Consider the following 18171-nt stretch of genomic DNA (forward strand, 5'->3'; position numbering starts at 1 on the left):
TTACCAAAATAAGGAATTGCTATTATCCATTGTTATGTACTCGCAGCGATCGCACTAACAAAATTAGTACAATTACGCTACTACTCAAGGCATTTGCTACCAGTATAACCGTAGCTTTGCTGGGATTACTAAGCGAAAAAGTTGATTTGAGACTGCTAAGACGATTACCGCGATTAAGTTTATTTTTCTGATCCTCTGCCGATTCATTCTCTTTAGGGGGTTCTAAAAACCTTTGCAATAATTTTAGCGATTGAAGTTTAACGATAAATGCACTCATAAAAATTATGCTGAGGGTCAGTATAACCTCTAAAGTCAAAGTTGCTGTTTGGGGAGGGGTAAAACGATCTAAAAAAATATAACCAATTGCCTGATATTTTATATAATTTGGTAATATAGGTAGCAAATAAAAAAAAGAAAACCAGCCCAAGATTGTGGTAATTAAATTAATAGCCATAGCGTAGTCAATGCTGGCTTTGCGACTTAAGTTTAGCTTCAACTGCAAGATGTATCCTTCAAGAGCGATCGCAATCAGCAAAAAAAACAACTGCCAGAGAATCGCCTGTAAGGGTAAAACATTGTTCATATTAGATTGTTAATTGTTCCCTGTGGATGGAGAGGGCATCGACCGTAAACTGTGAATTGCCCTATGGACTATAGACAGTCTAAAGTCTAAAGTCTAAAGTCTAAAACGTTTTATTGGTTCACTATGACCAGAACTGGAATTGGCATTCGCACGGCTCAAGTGCGTCAAGAGCGTCTTGTAGGTCAGATCCACGTATATGATGGAGCTGGCAAGGGGAAGTCTCAGGCGGCGCTGGGAGTTGTTTTGCGCTCGATTGGGCTGGGGATTAATACCCAAGAAGCCACCAGAGTGCTGCTGCTGCGGTTTCTCAAAGGCCCAGAAAGGTCTTATGAGGAAGATGCGGCGATTGAAGCGTTGCAGCGGGGTTTTCCTCACCTTATCGACCAAGTTAGGACTGGTCGCGCTGAGTTTTTTGGTCGTGACGAAATTACTCGCTTTGACACGATGGAAGCGCAACGCGGATGGGATGTAGCGAAAGGCGCGATCGCTTCTGGTTTATATTCGGTTGTTGTGCTGGATGAACTTAACCCCGTATTGGATTTGGGATTATTGCCTCTCGATGAAGTGATTCGGACGCTGAAACATAAACCCGAACATCTAGAAATCATAGTCACAGGTAGGGCGACGCCGCAAGCGCTGTTAGATATTGCGGATTTGCACTCTGAAATGAAACCCCACGATCACCCAGAGTCTAGAGAAAAAGGGATTTCCGGGATTGAGATTTATACGGGTGCTGGGAAAGGCAAGTCTACAAGTGCGCTGGGTAAAGCGTTGCAGGCTATTGGTTGGGGGATTAGTCAGGATTTGTCGCACCGCGTCTTGATTATGCAGTGGTTGAAGGGGGGGACTGGGTATACAGAGGATGCGGCGATCGCTGCTTTACATCAAAGTTACCCTCATTTAGTCGATCATCAGCGTTGCGGTAGGGATGCGATCGTGTGGCGCGGACAACAGCAAGAGTTAGACTATGTGGAAGCAGAGAGGGGATGGGAAATTGCTAGGAGCGCGATCGCTTCTGGACTCTACAAAACTATCATTTTGGATGAATTAAATCCCACAGTTGATTTAGAACTATTACCAGTTGAACCGATAGTGCAAGCGCTATTGCGTAAACCCCGCGATACTGAAGTGATTATTACGGGTAGGTGTCTGCATCCACCAGCTTATTTTAATCTCGCCAGCGTGCATTCTGAGATGATTTGTCACAAGCATTATGCAGACAAAGGCGTTGATTTAAAGCGCGGGGTTGATTTTTAGGTAACGAGCGATCGCGCTGTTCTAGCGTTAGGTGGAGAAGGTGCGAGCGTGCTTCTCTAGTAAGGGATGGAGAAAGCGCGATCGCTCTTTATTTGGTGTGGGATGGGGGAGAGTGCAATGGCTATTCCTTAAACGCTTAGCTGTAAGACTATATGCTAATGGTGTTAAAATCACAGGTTGCCTCTTGAGGCAGAGAAAGATAGGATCGTTGCTATGCACGCACCTAAACACTATTCACAAGCACCAATCACCGAAGCGGCGATCTCCCTGCGCCTTGAGCTTCCTGACGATGTGACACTTGCCACCTTGACGGACGTGCATTTAGCTATAAAGGCGGCTTACCCGATGAGTCAAGATATCTTGGCTTTTCAGGGTCAAATGCTGGCAGGTGCTAGTGTTGGGGCTACAGCTAGTCAAACCCAAATAGGCTACAACTTTTTGAGCAGCGACCAGAAGCATAGCTTTCAGGCTCGTCTGGATGGTTTCACATTTAGTAGGCTTGCCCCCTACGAACGCTGGGAAACATTCCGAGATGAAGCACAACGGCTGTGGAATATTTATCGGTCAGTCGCCAACCCCAAAAGCATTTCCCGGTTAGCATTACGATACATAAACCGACTGGATTTCCCTCTGCCTCTAGACGATCTCAAGGACTACCTACGCACAGTCCCTGAAGTTTCAGCAGACTTACCGCAAGGGCTAAGTGGCTACTTTATGCAGTTACAAATCCCCCAAGTGGATTTAACAGCAATGCTCCTTCTAAATCAAGCTATCATTCCACCTCAAAACCCAAATGTGGTTTCTGTCCTCTTAGACATAGACTTATTTCGAGACAGCGATTTTCCTAGCGAAGAAAAAGCGCTCTGGGAGATTCTGGAACAATTGCACATCCGTACAGACCAAGTGTTTGAAGCTTGTATTACTGACCGTACTAGGGAGTTGATAAACTGATGGCTACAATTTTTGCCTCACCTCCTGAGAAAATGGCAATCTCGCCTGAATTGCTGGTGCGAGAATCAAAAATTACACCCCAACTACAGAGTAATGAAGGGCGGCAACTTGCCGATATTACTGAGACTGTCTGGCAACATTTGAGCGATCGCACTCAGCTTCTTCGCATAATTCTTCCAGATACGGAGGAAATTTCTTACCGCCCTATGCCACCGAAACGCTCCTTCACCGTGCGCGTCCGCTACCACTTACAGGGGCGTGGAGAACCGCTGCCCTATCCCCTAGACGACGAATGACAATACAGCCTTTCTGGGTCAACGTGAATGAGCCAACGCTTAGGCAGGGTGACTATCTACCCCAATGTCTTGTCCCAGTGTTTGGCCCGAACTTTGATGGAGACACCGATATCCAAGATGTACAAGTAAACGAGTTCGATCTGATTATTGTCACCCAGAGTTGCGACCTTGAAAACAAAAAGGCGCGTTTAGTGGCGATGATTCCGATTTACCCAATATCGGAATTTGAGAAAATTAACCCCGCATTTGCCAAAAAAGGTAGATGGAATGACGTACTAAAAGGTAGAGTCGAGGGACTCCATATGCTGGCATCACCAACGAACCCAGCCAACAATCGAGAAGCACTCGTTGTAGATTTTCGCGAGATCTACAGCTTGCCCTATGACTATCTCGTGAAACATTCTACTGAACTAGGCTCAAGGTGGCGACTGCGATCGCCCTTCCTCGAACACTTTTCACAAACATTCGCCCGTTTCTTCATGCGGGTTGGTTTGCCATCTACGATTCCAGAATTCAAATGAGAAAGACAATCGGTAGGCAGGGGTGGGCACAACATACCATTAATACATAATCAAAAAAACCCGGTTTTCTCTAAAAAACCGGGTTTTTACTTCCACACCCAAAAAACCTATCTCACAGCCGCAGCAGGTAAAGCTAACCTTTGCGCTGGTTGTGGCTTGTAAGCATTCTTCTCAGCCTCCGGCGCATCCTTGAGCAAAACCTCGCGAATTAGCCGCGCCGCCAGCCGTTGCGCCAAACCACCCGCAATCTTTTGCCCTAATTGCTGCGTCTCCGGCTTCACCAACAACTTTGGAATTTCTGGCAACAATTTCAGCGGATCGAAACCCTCCGTTTCCTGCAAAATACCCCAAATCCGTTGAATATGTTCCAAAGTTTGCGATGCATCTGTCGTCGCTGGGGCTTCATTAACTGCCAAACCCACTCGTTCCCGCAGCGCATAAGTCACGTTCTGGAAGGCATTTCGCCCTAGCGAATCTAAACCCTTAACAATTTCATCCGCCAAATTATCGCGGATAAAAGCACCACGCTCTGAAAACAGAAATTCTAACGTCTGATTCAGTGCATTGTTGAGATCGTAATCTGGACTGTTACGCGCATTGTTCAACAAATTCTCCAAACGATTCCAGCGGAAACGACCATCTTTAAACAGCAAATCCCGCAAAGATGCGCGTAATTCTGGTGATGGATCTGTCAACAACCGTTTTGAAATGTAAGGATAAGCCTTACTCAACACCTTAAAGTTGGGATCTACATTAATTGCAATCCCTTCTAGCGTCACCAAAGAGCGAATAATTAGCGCATAATAGGCCGGAACCCGGAAAGGATACTCATACATTAACGACGACATATCATCGGTAATGCTCTTAAAGTTCATCTCCGCAACACTCGCCCCCAAAGCATTGCTAAACACCTGGGCAAGTGCTGGAATAATTGGTGTTAAATCGGTATCCGGCGTCAAAAACTCTAACTTCACATAGTCGCGGGCAAGCCCTTCAAAATCGCGATTGACCATGTGAACTACAGCCTCAATCAAGCCATATCGCTGATAAGGCTTCACCTCGCTCATCATGCCAAAATCTAGATAAGCTAACTTGCCGTCTGTAGTCGCTAACAAATTTCCAGGATGCGGATCGGCGTGGAAAAATCCATGTTCTAGCAATTGCCGCAAAGAACACTGTACGCCCACTTCAATTAAATGCACCGCATCAATTCCTTGGGCGCTAAGTTCCTGGGGCTTAGTCAACTTAGTCCCATTAATCCACTCCATCGTCAAAACGCGCTTGCCCGTGTATTCCCAATAAATCTTGGGAATATAAATATCTTCCAAATGACCGTACAAAGAGGCAAAGCGTTCGGCGTTGCGTCCTTCTTGGGCGTAGTCCATCTCTTCAAAGATACGAGCGCCAAATTCATCCATGATGGCGACTAAATCGCTACGCACCTGTTTGAGGTTCTTTTGGGCAAATTCAGCCAGACGTCGCAAAATGTAGACATCGAGAGTAATACTTTCGCGCAAGCCGGGGCGCTGCACTTTGACAGCAACAGTTTCGCCAGTTTTGAGCTTGCCTTTATAAACTTGTCCCAAGGAAGCTGCTGCTACTGGTTGGGGACTCAATTCGGCGTAAATTTCTTGAGGGAGATCGCCTAATTCTTCCTCTATAAACTGATAAGCTACCTCATTGGGAAACGGTGGCAGCTGATCTTGCAGTCTCGTCAATTCATCTAAATATGTAATGGGAACTAAATCCGGTCGCGTCGATAGCGCCTGTCCCACTTTTATATAAGCGGGTCCCAGTTTGGTTATCATTTCCCGCAACTGGATTGCTCTTTTGCGCTGAGTTTTTTCCCCGCGTCCAGTTCGCTTATCCCACCACAAGCCCAAGCCAAAGCGGAGGAAGGGTAATACAATACCCAAAATTCGACCCCACACCTGTAGCGATCGCCCCCTGTATAACTCATTAATGGCAACTGGGTCGTAACGTAACTGTTGCACGCTGGGCGTTGTCTCCCATTCTTCTGGGGTTTCCATCAAGCTGGACTCAACTGTTACAGGTTCTACCGTAATCAGCGCCGCAGGCTTTTCCGTCACGGCTGTTGCGTCCAACCGAGCTGAGGCAGAGGAGACTGTTTTTAGGTTCATAAGCTTGATGACAGGCTGGGAGCGACTCTATTAAGTATTGTAACAATCTATGCGGTTAGGCGGAAAGGTGACAAGTAAGCTGGGGCACTCTAAACTCTTCACTCTGGAGGGGAAAGTTCTAAACTTAAGGGTGGTATCCCCCAGCACCGATTGGGGTGAGTTTAAGCCGTACTTGCATGCTGTTCTATTGCCAGTGTCTAGCCAATGCGATCGCCTTGCCTCTTCCTTCAAGGGGAATTCTTAATTATCGATGGGTAATGGGAACTGGAGCATAGACTTACTCATATGAGTTATTAATTTAAAACGTGCTACTTGGCGCAGCTAACAAAACTCAGACGCGATTCATCGCGTTTCTACAACTCGAACCTGTCACATAATCTCCCACTCTTGGATAACCATGCTTCTTTCCCTGCGGATTGAAAACTTTGCTTTGATCGACCAGATGGAACTTGAATTTGGCGCTGGGTTGAATGTCTTGACTGGCGAGACTGGCGCAGGCAAGTCAATTATCCTAGATGCCCTGGATGTCTCTTTGGGCGGTAAAGTCAGCAGATGGTCGATTCGTACTGGTGCAGAACGCGCCGTTGTGGAAGCTACATTCAAGGTCGATCCAGTTTTGGCTTCATGGCTGCACGAGCAGGAGATAGATTTGCTCGACGATAACTGTATAGTTTGTTGTCGCGAACTTGCTGCGGGGAATGGCAGCCTTCGCAGCCGTTCCCGTGTTAATGGAGTTTTGGTTAATCGGCAGATGCTGGATCGCCTGCGCGATCGCCTTGTAGAAATTACCGCCCAAGGGCAAACCGTACAACTTACAACACCAGCAATCCAGCGGGAATTGCTCGATCTTTACGGTGGTGCTGCCTTAAGCAAACAGCGATCGCTTGTGGCAGATGCCTTTTCCCGCTGCCAAGAAGCGCAGCAAGCCCTAGATAAACGCCGCCAGTCAGAGCAGCAACGCTTGCTCAGGCTAGATTTGCTAGAATATCAAGCCAAAGAATTAGATGCTGCCAATCTCAGCGAAGCAGACGAACAAGAACAGCTTGAACAAGAACGCCAGCGGCTGAGCCACGTGGTAGATCTGCAACAACTCAGCTACCAAGTTTATCAAGCGCTTTACCAAAATGACGCTGGTGAGCCAGATGGTGCCGACTTGTTAGGCCAAGCCGAAACAACTCTGATGGACATGGTGGAGTACGATGCCAGCTTACAGCCAATTCTCGATATGGTGAGTGGGGCTTTGGCGCAGGTTGTAGAAGCTGGGCGTCAGATTAACGCTTATGGTGAAGGACTCGAAGCCGATCCCCAGCGGCTGAGTGAAGTAGAGGAGCGAATTAGGGCGCTTAAACAGATTTGTCGCAAGTATGGCCCGACTTTAGGGGAAGCGATCGCCTACAGCCAGCGCATCAACACAGAACTTGCAGAACTTAATGGCGGCGGCCAGTCTCTTGAAGAACTGGAAAAAACCTATAAGTTATGTCAAGAAAAATTGACAAAAGTCTGCGAACAAATGACAAGCCTGCGCCGCATCGCCGCAGGAGAGCTGGAAGCAAGGCTGATTTCAGAGCTGAAACCATTAGCAATGGAAAAAGTACAATTTGGGGTCAAAATCGTTGCTTGTGCGCCAACAGCGGCGGGTGCAGATTTGGTTGCTTTTTACTTTAGTCCCAACCCAGGAGAACCGCTGCAACCGCTAGCCGCGATCGCCAGCGGGGGGGAAATGAGCAGATTTTTGCTGGCGTTGAAAGCTTGTTTTTCGCAAGCAGAAACAGGCGGAACCCTAGTATTTGATGAAATTGATGTCGGTGTTTCGGGCAGAGTAGCACAAGCGATCGCGGAAAAACTCCACCAACTCAGCCAAGGCCATCAAGTTTTGTGCGTCACTCACCAACCCCTAGTAGCAGCAATGGCTGACCATCACTATCGCGTTGACAAACAAGTAATCGGAAGTCACGAGGGAAATTCGTTAATAGAAAATCCAAAATCCAAAATCCAAAATCCAGAAGAAGTTCGCACAGTTGTGAGGGTCAGCGGACTTGACAAGTCCCAACGTCGCGAAGAACTGGCGCAACTAGCTGGCGGACAATCTGCATACGAAGCGATCGCCTGGGCAGAATCCCTACTTGCTCAAGCTGCTAATCGGCGTCAAATGAAGCAGTCAGCCGTTAGCAGCTAGCACTCACAGGTACTCATTATTGCAAGGCTGTTTATGGTCACTAACGACCAACCACGAACCAACTCCGTACAAAAAACTTCCCGCCGTGTTTAATCTGGAATCAAAGAGTAAACTATGGGTAGTGTTGCCTTTGCTCACTAGACACAGAAAATCTTTCCGTTAAATTTGTAAGATACTTACACAGCCTCATACCTTGCTCTAGGCCTTGAGATATATGAAAACTTCATCTACGTCACTACACGGCTGGGAAGACTCAACCAGGGTTATTGATATTAATTCCGTCGAGGTTGTTGAAGACCAGCCCGTAGGTCAAATACCTCAAAATAATACTGTCGAATCTGGAAACAAGGGTGCGTTAGCCACAAGCAGCCCCACTTTCTCTGCCTTTCTCGCGCCCCTCAACCAGGAAACTTTCAAAGAGGTAGTCACAGGCGTCGAACAAAAACTTGAAGTGGTCAATCAAACCCTATCCATGCTGACGGATAGCCAGGGGTTTGAAGCCATTCTGCAAGATATGTTGAATGCGATTACTCTAAAAACTGGGGAGTTGCTAGCCGCAGACCGCACAACAATATTTTTGCTAGATGAAGAAAAAAATGAACTCTGGTCGATTCTTGCCGAGGGGAAGGACGGACGCCCATTAGAGCTGAGAATTCCAGCGGATAAAGGGATTGCGGGCGATGTCGCCACAAGAAAGCATGTTGTCAACAATGGTTACGATTTCTTCGACGACCCGCGTTCCGAGGCATCAAAAAAGCTATATAAGACAACGGGATACCGCACCTACACGATGCTGACGCTGCCCTTGTTGAGTGCAGGGGGAGATTTAGTTGCAGTCGTGCAATTGCTCAACAAGTTAAAATTAACCGACGATCCAACAAAGCCGTTAGCAGAACGCATTGATACAGAAGGCTTTACGGCAGAAGACGAAAGAGTTTTTAATGAGTTTGCCCCGTCGATTCGCCTGATCCTGGAAAGCTCGCGGTCTTTTTACATGGCCACCCAGAGACAGCGAGCAGCAGATGCGCTGATGAAAGCCACGCAATCGCTTTCTCAAAGCAATTTGGACTTGGAAGACACGCTGACGCGGGTGATGGATGAAGCCAAGAAATTGATGAACGCAGATCGCAGTACGCTGTGGTTGCTGGATGACGATCGCGGAGATTTGTGGACAAAAATCCCCGATGTGGGGGAGCTGAGATGTCCTATAGGCGTTGGATTTGCAGGAATGGTTGCTGAATCTGGCGAAGCGCTGTTAATTCCGTTTGACCTATACGACCATCCTAATTCAGAGAATTCAAAAAAATCGGATGAGAGAACGGGTTATCGCACTTGTAGCTTATTGTGCATGCCAGTGTTTAATACCGATGGCAAGTTGATTGGGGTGACGCAATTACTTAATAAGACAAAGCCAGGTGATTTCCCCGCCTACAATGGCGATGACTGGCCTTCGGCACCCGATCGGTGGAAGGCGAGTTTTAATCGCACCGATCAAGAATTCATGGAGATATTTAACATTCAAGCGGGGGTGGCGCTGCAAAATGCCAAGCTGTTTGCGACGGTTAAACAGCAGGAACAAATGCAGCGGGATATTCTCCGAAGCTTGTCGAATGGAGTGATATCAACAGATAAGAACGGAAAAGTTATCGCTGCAAATGAAAGTGCAAAACGTCTGTTGGGCTACAAAGATGAGGAACGGCTCGAAGGCAAAGAGATTGGCGATCTGATTCGGATAAAAGAAGGCAACTTTGGCAAATGGTTCGCAAGTGCGATCGCTGCAAAAGACGAAAAAGGACGCCAGCAATACTACCCGGATCAAATATTAGAGTCTACAACCGAAAACCAACACAGCGTTAATTTATCGATTAACACGATTGCCGACGCGAATGAGTATAGCCGAGCGAGGGGCGCTCTGGTGGTGATGGACGACATTAGCGATGAGAAGCGCCTCAAGAGTACGATGTATCGCTACATGACGCAGGAATTAGCAGAGCAATTACTCAGTAGCGGCGAGGCAAAATTAGGGGGCGATCGCAAGGAAGTTTCTGTCTTATTCTCAGATATTCGCGGCTACACCACTTTGACGGAAAACATGAACGCTGAAGAAGTGGTGCAGATGCTTAATGACTATTTTGAGTCGATGGTAGATGCCGTCTTTAAACATAAGGGCACGCTAGATAAATATATCGGCGATGCCATTATGGCTGTGTTTGGTTCGCCTTTGCCATTAGAAGATCATGCTTGGATGGCGGTACAAACGGCAGTTGAAATGCGTTATCGCTTGACCGAGTTCAATGCTCGTCGCAGTCTAACTAGCAACCCAATTATTAGAATTGGTATTGGCATTAACTCTGATAGCGTTATTAGCGGCAATATCGGTTCTAGCAAACGCATGGAATTTACAGCCATTGGCGACGGCGTGAATCTGGGATCTCGCTTGGAAAGTGCCAGTAAGCAATATGGTTGCGATATTGTGATTAGCGAAAGTACCTATCTACCTTGCGTCGATCGCGTCTGGGCAAGAGAGCTTGACTGCATTCGCGTTAAAGGCAAAAGTAACCCCGTGTCAATTTATGAGCTGGTGGGGCTGCGCGATGAACCAATTTCCTCCCAGAAGGAACAGGCGATAGAGCTTTACCAGAAAGGGCGGGAGTATTTCCTTAACCGGAAGTTTACCCGGGCTATGGGTGAGTTTGGTGCAATTCTGGAGGATATTGACAAAAACGATAAAGCAGCGGCGTTGCACTTAGAGCGCTGTCAGCATTTTCTCACTAACCCCCCAGCCGAAAATTGGGATGGTGTGTGGACGATGACTGAAAAATAGTCTCAGAATGCCCGCATATTGTTGCGCTGGGCGCGATCGCTGTTGTGGTTAATTCATAAATGCGATCGCGCCTTTATTTCCAGACGCGGATTTTCTTCTTAGTGAGACTCTGAAGTTGAGGAAAATGGTCGCGATCGCCCATTAACAATTGCCAATTACCAGTTACGTCATACCTGTAGTGTAAATAGGGGCGGGGGATAGCGACATCGCTTGTAGAGATAGCATAAGGTTGCGTCTGGGAGTTTTGGAGAATACAGACGCCCTTCTACTTCAAGAAACTTAGGTTAAACTGCTATAAAAGTTATAAATGCCGGATAGTGGGATTTTAAGCAGGAAAACACCATGCAGGCGATCGCAATTTATACATCAGTAAAAAAATTTATTCCCTCTCAAGACACTCATCTATCGCAGGAGGTGACACCACTTATTAAATTCCCGACCACCTGAGATTTTGCAGCAATAGATAATTAGTCAACAAGTCAACGGGTCAAGTATGATTGACAGCGTTGGCAAAACCAGTCTGTGGATATGCATCAAAAATAAATACTATTTTCTATTTTTTACGCAACGGCAGGCTGGAAAAAAATAGCGATTATGCTTCTTCATCAGGGCTTGGGCATTTGCCTTTAGAACCGTCAAAAATAGCAAAGTATTTAATTTTTAGTACAAACAAAAGTGTTTTCTTTATCCCTCCGTTCCGTAATGTCTGGCTTGAGCCGCTTGCACCCAGCCCTCGACCGCTTGGGACGACCAGCACTGGTAGCAAGTGCGGCTGTAACAGCCTTGGTGCTGGGATTGCGTCATCTTGATGTGCTAGAAACTTGGGAACTGGGTACATATGACCAAAGTTTGCGGTGGCGTGCCGCTTTCAAAGAAGTAACAAACACTAAGGAAGAACCAGACCCGCGCCTGCTGCTGGTGACAGTCACCGAAGAGGATATCCAGGCGCAGAAGCAATATCCTCTTTCGGACGCGGTTGTACATCAGGTATTGACAAAACTGGAACAGTATGAGCCAGCAGCTATAGGTCTGGATATTTTTCGAGATCTACCAGTTCAACCAGGCCATGAAGCGTTCGCCACCTTGATGAAAAATAGCGATCGCATCTTTGCTGTTTGCGAAATTCCAGGTACTCCGCCCCCCCCATCTGCACCAAGCAACAGGGTTGGCTTCAGCGACATCCCAATTGACCCGGGTGGCCCCCTGCGGCGCGGTCTGTTGTGGCTCGACCCGCCCGCAGACTCTCGCTGTACCAGCAAACTATCCATTAGCTTCCAGCTAGCACTAAAGTACCTGGAAAAAAAAGGAATTAACCCCAAAACAGTTAACGACAATGAACTCCAACTGGGTTCAACAATTATCAAACGCCTGCCGGGGGACGCTGGTGGTTACAACGCGATGGACAACGGTGGCAATCAGGTGTTGCTCAATTACCGTTCCCCCACCAGTGTCGCTCAGGAAATAACTCTCACCGATGTGCTACAGGATAAGCTGAAACCAGAATGGGTAAAAGACCGTATTGTTCTGATTGGCGTTACCGCCAGCAGTATTGATGACGCCTTCTATACTCCCTTCAGCGCTGGGATGCGGCGCAACCAGAAAATGCCGGGAGTCGTCATCCATGCCCAGCTAATTAGTCAAATTCTCGCTTCAGTTTTGGACGGGCGATCGCTGTTTTGGTTCTGGCCAGAGTGGGGCGAAACATTATGGATTTGGGGTTGGTCGCTGTGCGGCGGCGTTCTAGCATGGCGCTTGCGGTCTCCAGAGCGCGTGCTGCTGGCAGAGGGTGGGGCGCTGGTAGTATTGTTGGGCACATCTTGGGTGCTGTTTCTGCAAGCTGGATGGATACCCATCGTTGCGCCAGCCTTCTCTTTAGTTGCCACCTGCCTTGGGGTTATGGCTTACAGCGCATACGAACACCAGCAAGAACAGAAAAAATTTGCCCTCCAAGCCCAAAAACAGGAACAGCTTATTGTACAGTTGCAAGCACTCTTAACCGAGAGAACTGGGGCAACCGCCTCAGTGACGCAACCTTGGGTTGAAGATGCAACGCAACCTTGGCCTGAAGAGGAGACCCAACCTTGGTCTGAAGATGGGACGCAACCTTGGGCTGAAGATGCAACGCAACCTTGGCCTGCACAAAACACGACCGAAACGCCCACCGATGATGCTACGGCGCTGCTTCCCCAGCAAGAAGCAAGCAAACCTTCGGCAGACAAACCTAAGCCAGCCGTCGCCTCCAGCCTTCGCCCCTTGCTGGGCGGACGCTACAAAATTCTTAGAGTCTTAGCTCAAGGTGGTTTTGGTCGCACGTATATGGCAGCAGATACAAACCGTCCTGGCAACCCAGAATGCGTGATCAAGCATTTGAAGCCCGCAAGGAGCGATGAGAAATTCATGCGCGTGGCTAGACGGCTATTCGATACGGAAGCTGAAATTCTAGAACAGCTAGGCAGGCATCCTCAGATCCCCCAACTGCTGGCTTATTTTGAAGAAAATCAAGAGTTTTATCTAGCTGAAGAATTTGTTGCCGGACATCCCCTCAGCGACGAACTGCCTGTTGATAAGCGTCTCTCGGAAAGCTATGTGCTGGATTTAATTAAAGGTATTTTGGAAGTCCTGGCTTTTATCCACGAGCATCGCGTAATCCACCGGGATATTAAGCCTGGGAATATTATTCGGCGGGAACAAGACGGTAAATTGGTGTTAATTGATTTTGGTGCAGTCAAACAGATTCGACCCCAAGAAAATGATGATGCGGAAGGCCGCACAGTAGCGATAGGCACTAAAGGTTATGCACCAGCCGAGCAATATGCAGGTCAACCAACGTTAAGCAGCGATATTTTTGCGGTGGGAATGATTGGAATTCAAGCTCTCACGGGCATACAACCGTATCAACTGCCGCAAGACCCAAACACTGGCAACGTGACTTGGCGTCATCTGACTGTGGGGCCGAATGGGGATTCATTAATCAGGGAAGAAGTGGGCGAGATTTTGGAGAAGATGGTGCGCTACCACTTCGTAGATCGATACCAAACGGCAACAGCGGTGCTGAAAGATTTAAAAGCATTATGAGGGAATAGGGAGACGCGATAAATCGTCGTCTCTACAAGACTGGGGGCTGCGGACTCTCAATGCACAACTAACAACTAAAATGAGAGTCTGCGATCCAAAAACCGAAATCCAAAATCCAAAATTGATATGAGTCCGACAGACGTTGCGCCCGCTACTACTCGCCGCGTGGTTTTTCCTTTTACTGCCATTGTTGGTCAGGAAGAGATGAAACTGGCCTTGTTGCTGAATGTGATAGACCCATTAATCGGCGGCGTGATGATTATGGGCGATCGCGGAACGGGCAAATCCACCACCATCCGCGCACTAGCTGACCTGTTGCCAGAAATTGATGTTGTTGCTGGCGATCCTTTCAACAGCCATCCCAGCGACCCCGACTTGATGAGCGATGAAGTCAGACAGCAAGCGCAACAGCAGGGATCGTTCCCTACTGCTAAGAAAAAAGTCACAATGGTCGATCTGCCACTCGGCGCAACAGAAGACCGAGTTTGCGGCACCATCGACATCGAAAAAGCCCTATCTGAAGGAGTCAAAGCCTTTGAACCCGGACTTTTGGCCAAAGCCAATCGCGGCATCCTCTACGTGGATGAAGTCAACCTGCTGGACGATCACTTAGTTGATGTGTTGCTAGATTCAGCAGCAAGCGGCTGGAACACGGTAGAAAGAGAAGGAATTTCCATCCGTCACCCAGCGAGGTTTGTGTTAGTTGGTTCGGGGAACCCAGAGGAAGGAGAACTGCGACCCCAGTTGCTTGACCGCTTTGGGATGCACGCAGAAATCAGAACGGTGAAAGAACCAGCTTTGCGGGTGGAAATTGTGGAACAACGAACCGCATTTGACCAAAATCCTCACCCGTTTCTAGAAAAATACAGTTCGCAGCAAGAAGCATGGCAACAAAAGCTGGTAAGCGCCCAAGAACTGCTACCGTCTGTAACGATTGACTATGAACTGCGGGTGAAAATCTCCCAAGTTTGCTCGGAGTTGGATGTAGATGGCTTGCGGGGGGACATCGTAACAAATCGTGCGGCTAAAGCGATCGCTGCTTTAGAAGGACGAACGGAAGTAACTTTAGATGATATCCGCCGCGTCATTACCCTCTGTCTGCGACACAGATTGCGTAAAGACCCCTTGGAGTCTATTGATTCTGGGTATAAGGTAGAAAAAGTTTTTAGCCGCGTGTTTGGGTTGGAATTGTCTTCTGAAGATAATTCGACGTCTCAAGCTAACGGAGTCCGTCAAGGCGTTCGATAATTAGCGCTAAGTAGGGTGGACATTTCCCACCCTACACAAAGCTAAGGGCGAAGGTTGAAATATTCACGGTGTTAACATTTGGGCGTAGTAACACAGCCTCCAGACGCTCGTTAATAATTACGCTGGGGATTGACTACCATAAAGCTATTACGATTTTGCTTTAGGCTTGTGGGGTTGAAGTTCTGAAATTACCCGCTAAGCTTACAAAATCATCCCTACTCCAAACTCACTAGGGCAAAATCTAAAATTCAAAATAGTATAAGTAAGGCACTGGCGATAAAAATTGTGATTTCCATGCCTAAATTTCAATCTCTGATAGGAATTTATCAAGTGCCAACGACTAGACTCCTCAAATATTAATATACAATTAGGCGATTTATAGCACTACGTTAAACAATTGGAAGTAACTAAAAAGTCAGACAAAGAAGCTAAAAACTCTGCTTGGGGCGAGCCTTTGATTGAACTCAAGGGAATTAGTAAATCCTTTGGTAGCAGTGTAATTCTGAATAAAGTCGATCTAACAATTTATCGAGGGGAGTCGCTGGCGATTATTGGCCCTTCGGGAACGGGAAAATCAACTATTTTAAGGATTATTGCTGGGTTATTAGCACCGGATGAGGGCGAGGTTTACGTCGCAGGGAAACTGCGAAAAGGATTAATTGAAGATGCTGAAGATCCGATTGGAATTGGAATGGTGTTTCAGCAGGCGGCGTTATTTGACTCGCTGACAGTAGAAGAAAATGTCGGCTTTTTGTTGTATCAGCATTCTAAACTGTCGCGATCGCGCATCCGCGAAATGGTGAATGAAAAGCTACAAATGGTAGGCTTGTCGGGAGTGGGCGATCGCTACCCAGCCCAACTTTCTGGGGGTATGCGTAAGCGAGTCAGTTTTGCCCGCGCCATTATGTCCAACCCAGACAACCCCAGAGACACTCCAGAAGTTTTACTGTACGATGAACCTACAGCCGGACTAGATCCCATCGCCTCAACCGTGATCGAGGATTTAGTTCGCGACTTGCAGCGTGCCCAAGGCGGCTGTAGCACTTACGTTATGGTGACGCACCAAGATAGCACTATTCGTCGCACGGCAGACTTTGTTATGTTTCTATATCAAGGCAAGGTGCAGTGGGAGGGTGCAGTCAGCGATGTAGATACAACAGATAACCCTCTGGTGAGACAATTTTTTAGTGCCAGTATCGATGGGCCAATTCATGTTGTTGGTTAATCTAAGGAAGTAAAAAGTAAAAAGCTTTTGCCTTTTTATTTACGCCTTCCCTGTAAAGAGGAAAAAGTATGCGATCGCGAACAATTCGAGAAGGCTCCGTTGGGTTATTAATCTTACTAGGACTGGCCATGTTCGGTGGCCTAGTTATGTGGCTGCGCGGCGTTAGTGTCGGCAAGCGCAGCTACAAAATAGTAGCGGAATTTGCTAATGGTGGAGGCATGCAAGCCGGCGCCGTAGTTCGATATCGCGGCGTAGACGTTGGTAAAATTACCACAATCGTTCCTAGTGCTAATGGTGTCGATGTAGGAATTGAAATTGCATCCACAGAGCTATTAATTCCCCGCGATGTCATAGTTGAAGCCAATCAGCAAGGTCTGATTGGCGCACCCTATATCGACATCAGACCGCAAAATCCTCTCCCGCCTGGGGTGGCGATCGCCAAACCCCTAGACCCCCAATGCAACCCCAACCTGATCGTATGTAACAACGGGCGCGTACAAGGTCAAGTAGGAGTCAGTTTTGATGAACTGGTTCGCAGCACCGTCCGCGTAGTTAATCTCTACAGCGACCCTACGTTTTATGCAAACATCAACGCCTTAGCAAAAAATGGTGCAGACGCCGCCGCTAACGTATCGCAACTCACCCGCGACCTCTCTGGTTTAAGTCGTTCGGTGCAACAAAATGTAGCCTCAATCTCGGTAGCAGCAAATTCAGTGACCGAGGCTGCTACTCAGACCTCGAATCAAGTCGGCGTGGCGGCAGATCAAATCAGTAAAACAGCTAATCGCTTCGGCGTGGCGGCAGATCAACTTAGTACCACAGCTAATCGATTTGGCAGTGCAGGAGATCAAATTTCTAATACTGCAAGACGATTCGGCCAAACATCGAACCAGATCAATCTAGCCGCCAATAAATTCGGTCAAACAGCGGCTCAAATCAGCAACACCGCCGCTGGATTCGGCGCGATAGGAAATGAAGTTAGTCTTACTGCAAGACAATATAGGTTATCAGCGCAGCAACTTAACCAACTCCTTACCAGCGTCAATGGTTTGGTGGTAGAGAACAGATCGAGTTTGGTAGGTACTTTGAGAAGTCTTAGCGAAACTAGCGACGTACTGCGTTCTACAGTAACAAGCCTGACACCTGCACTCAATCGGGTTAATTCAGGACAACTGCTGCGTAATTTAGAAACACTCTCGGCTAATGCGTCGCAGGCGTCTGCTAATCTGCGGGACCTCTCGACAGCTTTGAGCGATCGCTCTACTGTTGTAAGTTTGCAAGCAACCCTTGACTCAGCGCGGGCAACTTTTGAAAATGCCCAGAAAATTACATCCGACTTGGACGAACTAACTGGCGATCCTGCTTTCCGAGACAATCTCAAGAGCCTAGTCAACGGATTGGGTAAATTGGTATCTTCTACACAGCAGCTAGAGCAGGATGTTTATACTGCTTCAGCTCTAGAGCCAGCACGCAACGTCATTATCACGCAATTTCCTACTAATCCTACTAACATCAAGTTGCTAAAGCCTGTAGAGGCAAATAAAAAAGCCGTTCCTGCAAGCGAATCTTTGCCTTTATTAAGCGAAACGCAAAAGCAGTCGATACCCTCACCTCAGCCTTTCCAAGCGCCAACTGATGAAAAGTTGCCTCAGCCTTTCCAAGCGCCAACTGATGAAAAGTTGAGCGAAGCAGGCGAACAGTCTTTATCTGAGGAATCGACCGCAGTAAATGAGAAGCCTGCGTCTCAGGAATCGACTCAGCCAAAAGAAGATTCTGAAAGTAATAAATAGTTTTTGTAGAAGCAAACTCGCTGGCATTGGATGGGCACAACTTTCTAATTTTTAAACTGGCTTTACACTAGGTCTAGCGGAAAC

The 18171-nt window shown here is 47.5% G+C and carries 13 protein-coding genes; 10 read left to right on the forward strand and 3 right to left on the reverse strand.

The features are described from left to right. Positions 1 to 22: 22 nt before the first annotated feature. A complete protein-coding gene (fraC, locus tag H6F77_RS21330; protein WP_190490924.1) occupies positions 23 to 583 on the reverse strand; it encodes a filament integrity protein FraC in 561 nt (186 codons plus the stop codon). A gap of 123 nt (positions 584 to 706) precedes the next feature. On the opposite strand from fraC, the gene H6F77_RS21335 reads away from it, so the two are divergent. Further along, positions 707 to 1840 (forward strand): cob(I)yrinic acid a,c-diamide adenosyltransferase, encoded by a 1134-nt coding sequence (locus tag H6F77_RS21335; protein WP_190490925.1) that lies wholly within the window; start codon positions 707 to 709, stop codon positions 1838 to 1840. A 27-nt stretch (positions 1841 to 1867) separates the two neighbouring features. Here H6F77_RS21335 and H6F77_RS27610 read toward each other — a convergent pair whose 3' ends face one another. Beyond that, entirely contained in the window at positions 1868 to 2014 is a 147-nt protein-coding gene (locus H6F77_RS27610; protein ID WP_206753486.1) for a hypothetical protein, read from the reverse strand. 39 nt (positions 2015 to 2053) lie between these two features. Between H6F77_RS27610 and H6F77_RS21340 the strand changes: the two genes are divergently transcribed. Genes H6F77_RS21340 through H6F77_RS21350 form a run of 3 tightly spaced genes read left to right on the forward strand, consistent with a single transcriptional unit; the run spans position 2054 to position 3608 of the window. Beyond that, the gene (locus H6F77_RS21340; protein ID WP_190490926.1) at positions 2054 to 2791 is read left to right on the forward strand and encodes a TIGR04255 family protein; all 738 of its coding nucleotides are present in this window, start codon (positions 2054 to 2056) and stop codon (positions 2789 to 2791) included. Then, positions 2791 to 3087 (forward strand): hypothetical protein, encoded by a 297-nt coding sequence (locus H6F77_RS21345; RefSeq protein ID WP_190490927.1) that lies wholly within the window; start codon positions 2791 to 2793, stop codon positions 3085 to 3087. Before H6F77_RS21340 ends, H6F77_RS21345 begins: the two co-directional genes overlap by 1 nt. Continuing rightward, positions 3084 to 3608, forward strand: coding sequence for a hypothetical protein (locus H6F77_RS21350; RefSeq protein WP_190490928.1), 525 nt, complete (start codon positions 3084 to 3086; stop codon positions 3606 to 3608). The genes H6F77_RS21345 and H6F77_RS21350 overlap by 4 nt, the downstream gene beginning before the upstream one ends. 107 nt (positions 3609 to 3715) lie before the next feature. Here H6F77_RS21350 and H6F77_RS21355 read toward each other — a convergent pair whose 3' ends face one another. Then, positions 3716 to 5749 carry an ABC1 kinase family protein gene (locus H6F77_RS21355; protein WP_190490929.1) on the reverse strand — a complete coding sequence of 678 codons (2034 nt, stop codon included), beginning with the start codon at positions 5747 to 5749 and terminating at the stop codon, positions 3716 to 3718. Positions 5750 to 6146: 397 nt separating this feature from the next. Here H6F77_RS21355 and recN point away from each other — a divergent pair, with 397 nt between their 5' ends. The 6 genes from recN (at position 6147) to H6F77_RS21385 (ending at position 18087) form a co-directional block, all read left to right on the forward strand. Beyond that, a complete protein-coding gene (gene recN / locus H6F77_RS21360; protein ID WP_190490930.1) occupies positions 6147 to 7925 on the forward strand; it encodes a DNA repair protein RecN in 1779 nt (592 codons plus the stop codon). 214 nt (positions 7926 to 8139) lie between these two features. Continuing rightward, on the forward strand, positions 8140 to 10749 hold the full coding sequence (locus H6F77_RS21365; protein ID WP_190490931.1) for a GAF domain-containing protein: 2610 nt from the start codon (positions 8140 to 8142) through the stop codon (positions 10747 to 10749). A gap of 675 nt (positions 10750 to 11424) precedes the next feature. Continuing rightward, the gene (locus tag H6F77_RS21370; protein WP_190490932.1) at positions 11425 to 13824 is read left to right on the forward strand and encodes a CHASE2 domain-containing protein; all 2400 of its coding nucleotides are present in this window, start codon (positions 11425 to 11427) and stop codon (positions 13822 to 13824) included. A 126-nt stretch (positions 13825 to 13950) separates the two neighbouring features. Continuing rightward, positions 13951 to 15072 carry a magnesium chelatase ATPase subunit I gene (gene bchI / locus H6F77_RS21375; RefSeq protein ID WP_190490933.1) on the forward strand — a complete coding sequence of 374 codons (1122 nt, stop codon included), beginning with the start codon at positions 13951 to 13953 and terminating at the stop codon, positions 15070 to 15072. Between the two features lie 397 nt (positions 15073 to 15469). After that, on the forward strand, positions 15470 to 16297 hold the full coding sequence (locus H6F77_RS21380) for an ABC transporter ATP-binding protein (RefSeq protein WP_190490934.1): 828 nt from the start codon (positions 15470 to 15472) through the stop codon (positions 16295 to 16297). A 68-nt stretch (positions 16298 to 16365) separates the two neighbouring features. Further along, positions 16366 to 18087: an MlaD family protein gene (locus H6F77_RS21385; protein WP_190490935.1), complete on the forward strand. Its 1722-nt coding sequence runs from the start codon at positions 16366 to 16368 to the stop codon at positions 18085 to 18087. Positions 18088 to 18171 lie beyond the last annotated feature (84 nt).

The sequence above is a fragment of the Microcoleus sp. FACHB-831 genome, from assembly GCF_014695585.1.
In the GTDB taxonomy this organism is placed as follows: Bacteria; Cyanobacteriota; Cyanobacteriia; order Cyanobacteriales; family FACHB-T130; genus FACHB-831.

Coding starts and splice junctions, on each gene's coding strand:
- H6F77_RS21345 (WP_190490927.1), top strand. CDS start 2,791: ATGGCTACAATTTTTGCCTCACCTCCTGAGAAAATGGCAATCTCGCCT.
- H6F77_RS21355 (WP_190490929.1), bottom strand. CDS start 5,749: ATGAACCTAAAAACAGTCTCCTCTGCCTCAGCTCGGTTGGACGCAACA.
- fraC (WP_190490924.1), bottom strand. CDS start 583: ATGAACAATGTTTTACCCTTACAGGCGATTCTCTGGCAGTTGTTTTTT.
- H6F77_RS21340 (WP_190490926.1), top strand. CDS start 2,054: ATGCACGCACCTAAACACTATTCACAAGCACCAATCACCGAAGCGGCG.
- H6F77_RS21335 (WP_190490925.1), top strand. CDS start 707: ATGACCAGAACTGGAATTGGCATTCGCACGGCTCAAGTGCGTCAAGAG.
- H6F77_RS21350 (WP_190490928.1), top strand. CDS start 3,084: ATGACAATACAGCCTTTCTGGGTCAACGTGAATGAGCCAACGCTTAGG.
- H6F77_RS21385 (WP_190490935.1), top strand. CDS start 16,366: ATGCGATCGCGAACAATTCGAGAAGGCTCCGTTGGGTTATTAATCTTA.
- bchI (WP_190490933.1), top strand. CDS start 13,951: ATGAGTCCGACAGACGTTGCGCCCGCTACTACTCGCCGCGTGGTTTTT.
- H6F77_RS21365 (WP_190490931.1), top strand. CDS start 8,140: ATGAAAACTTCATCTACGTCACTACACGGCTGGGAAGACTCAACCAGG.
- recN (WP_190490930.1), top strand. CDS start 6,147: ATGCTTCTTTCCCTGCGGATTGAAAACTTTGCTTTGATCGACCAGATG.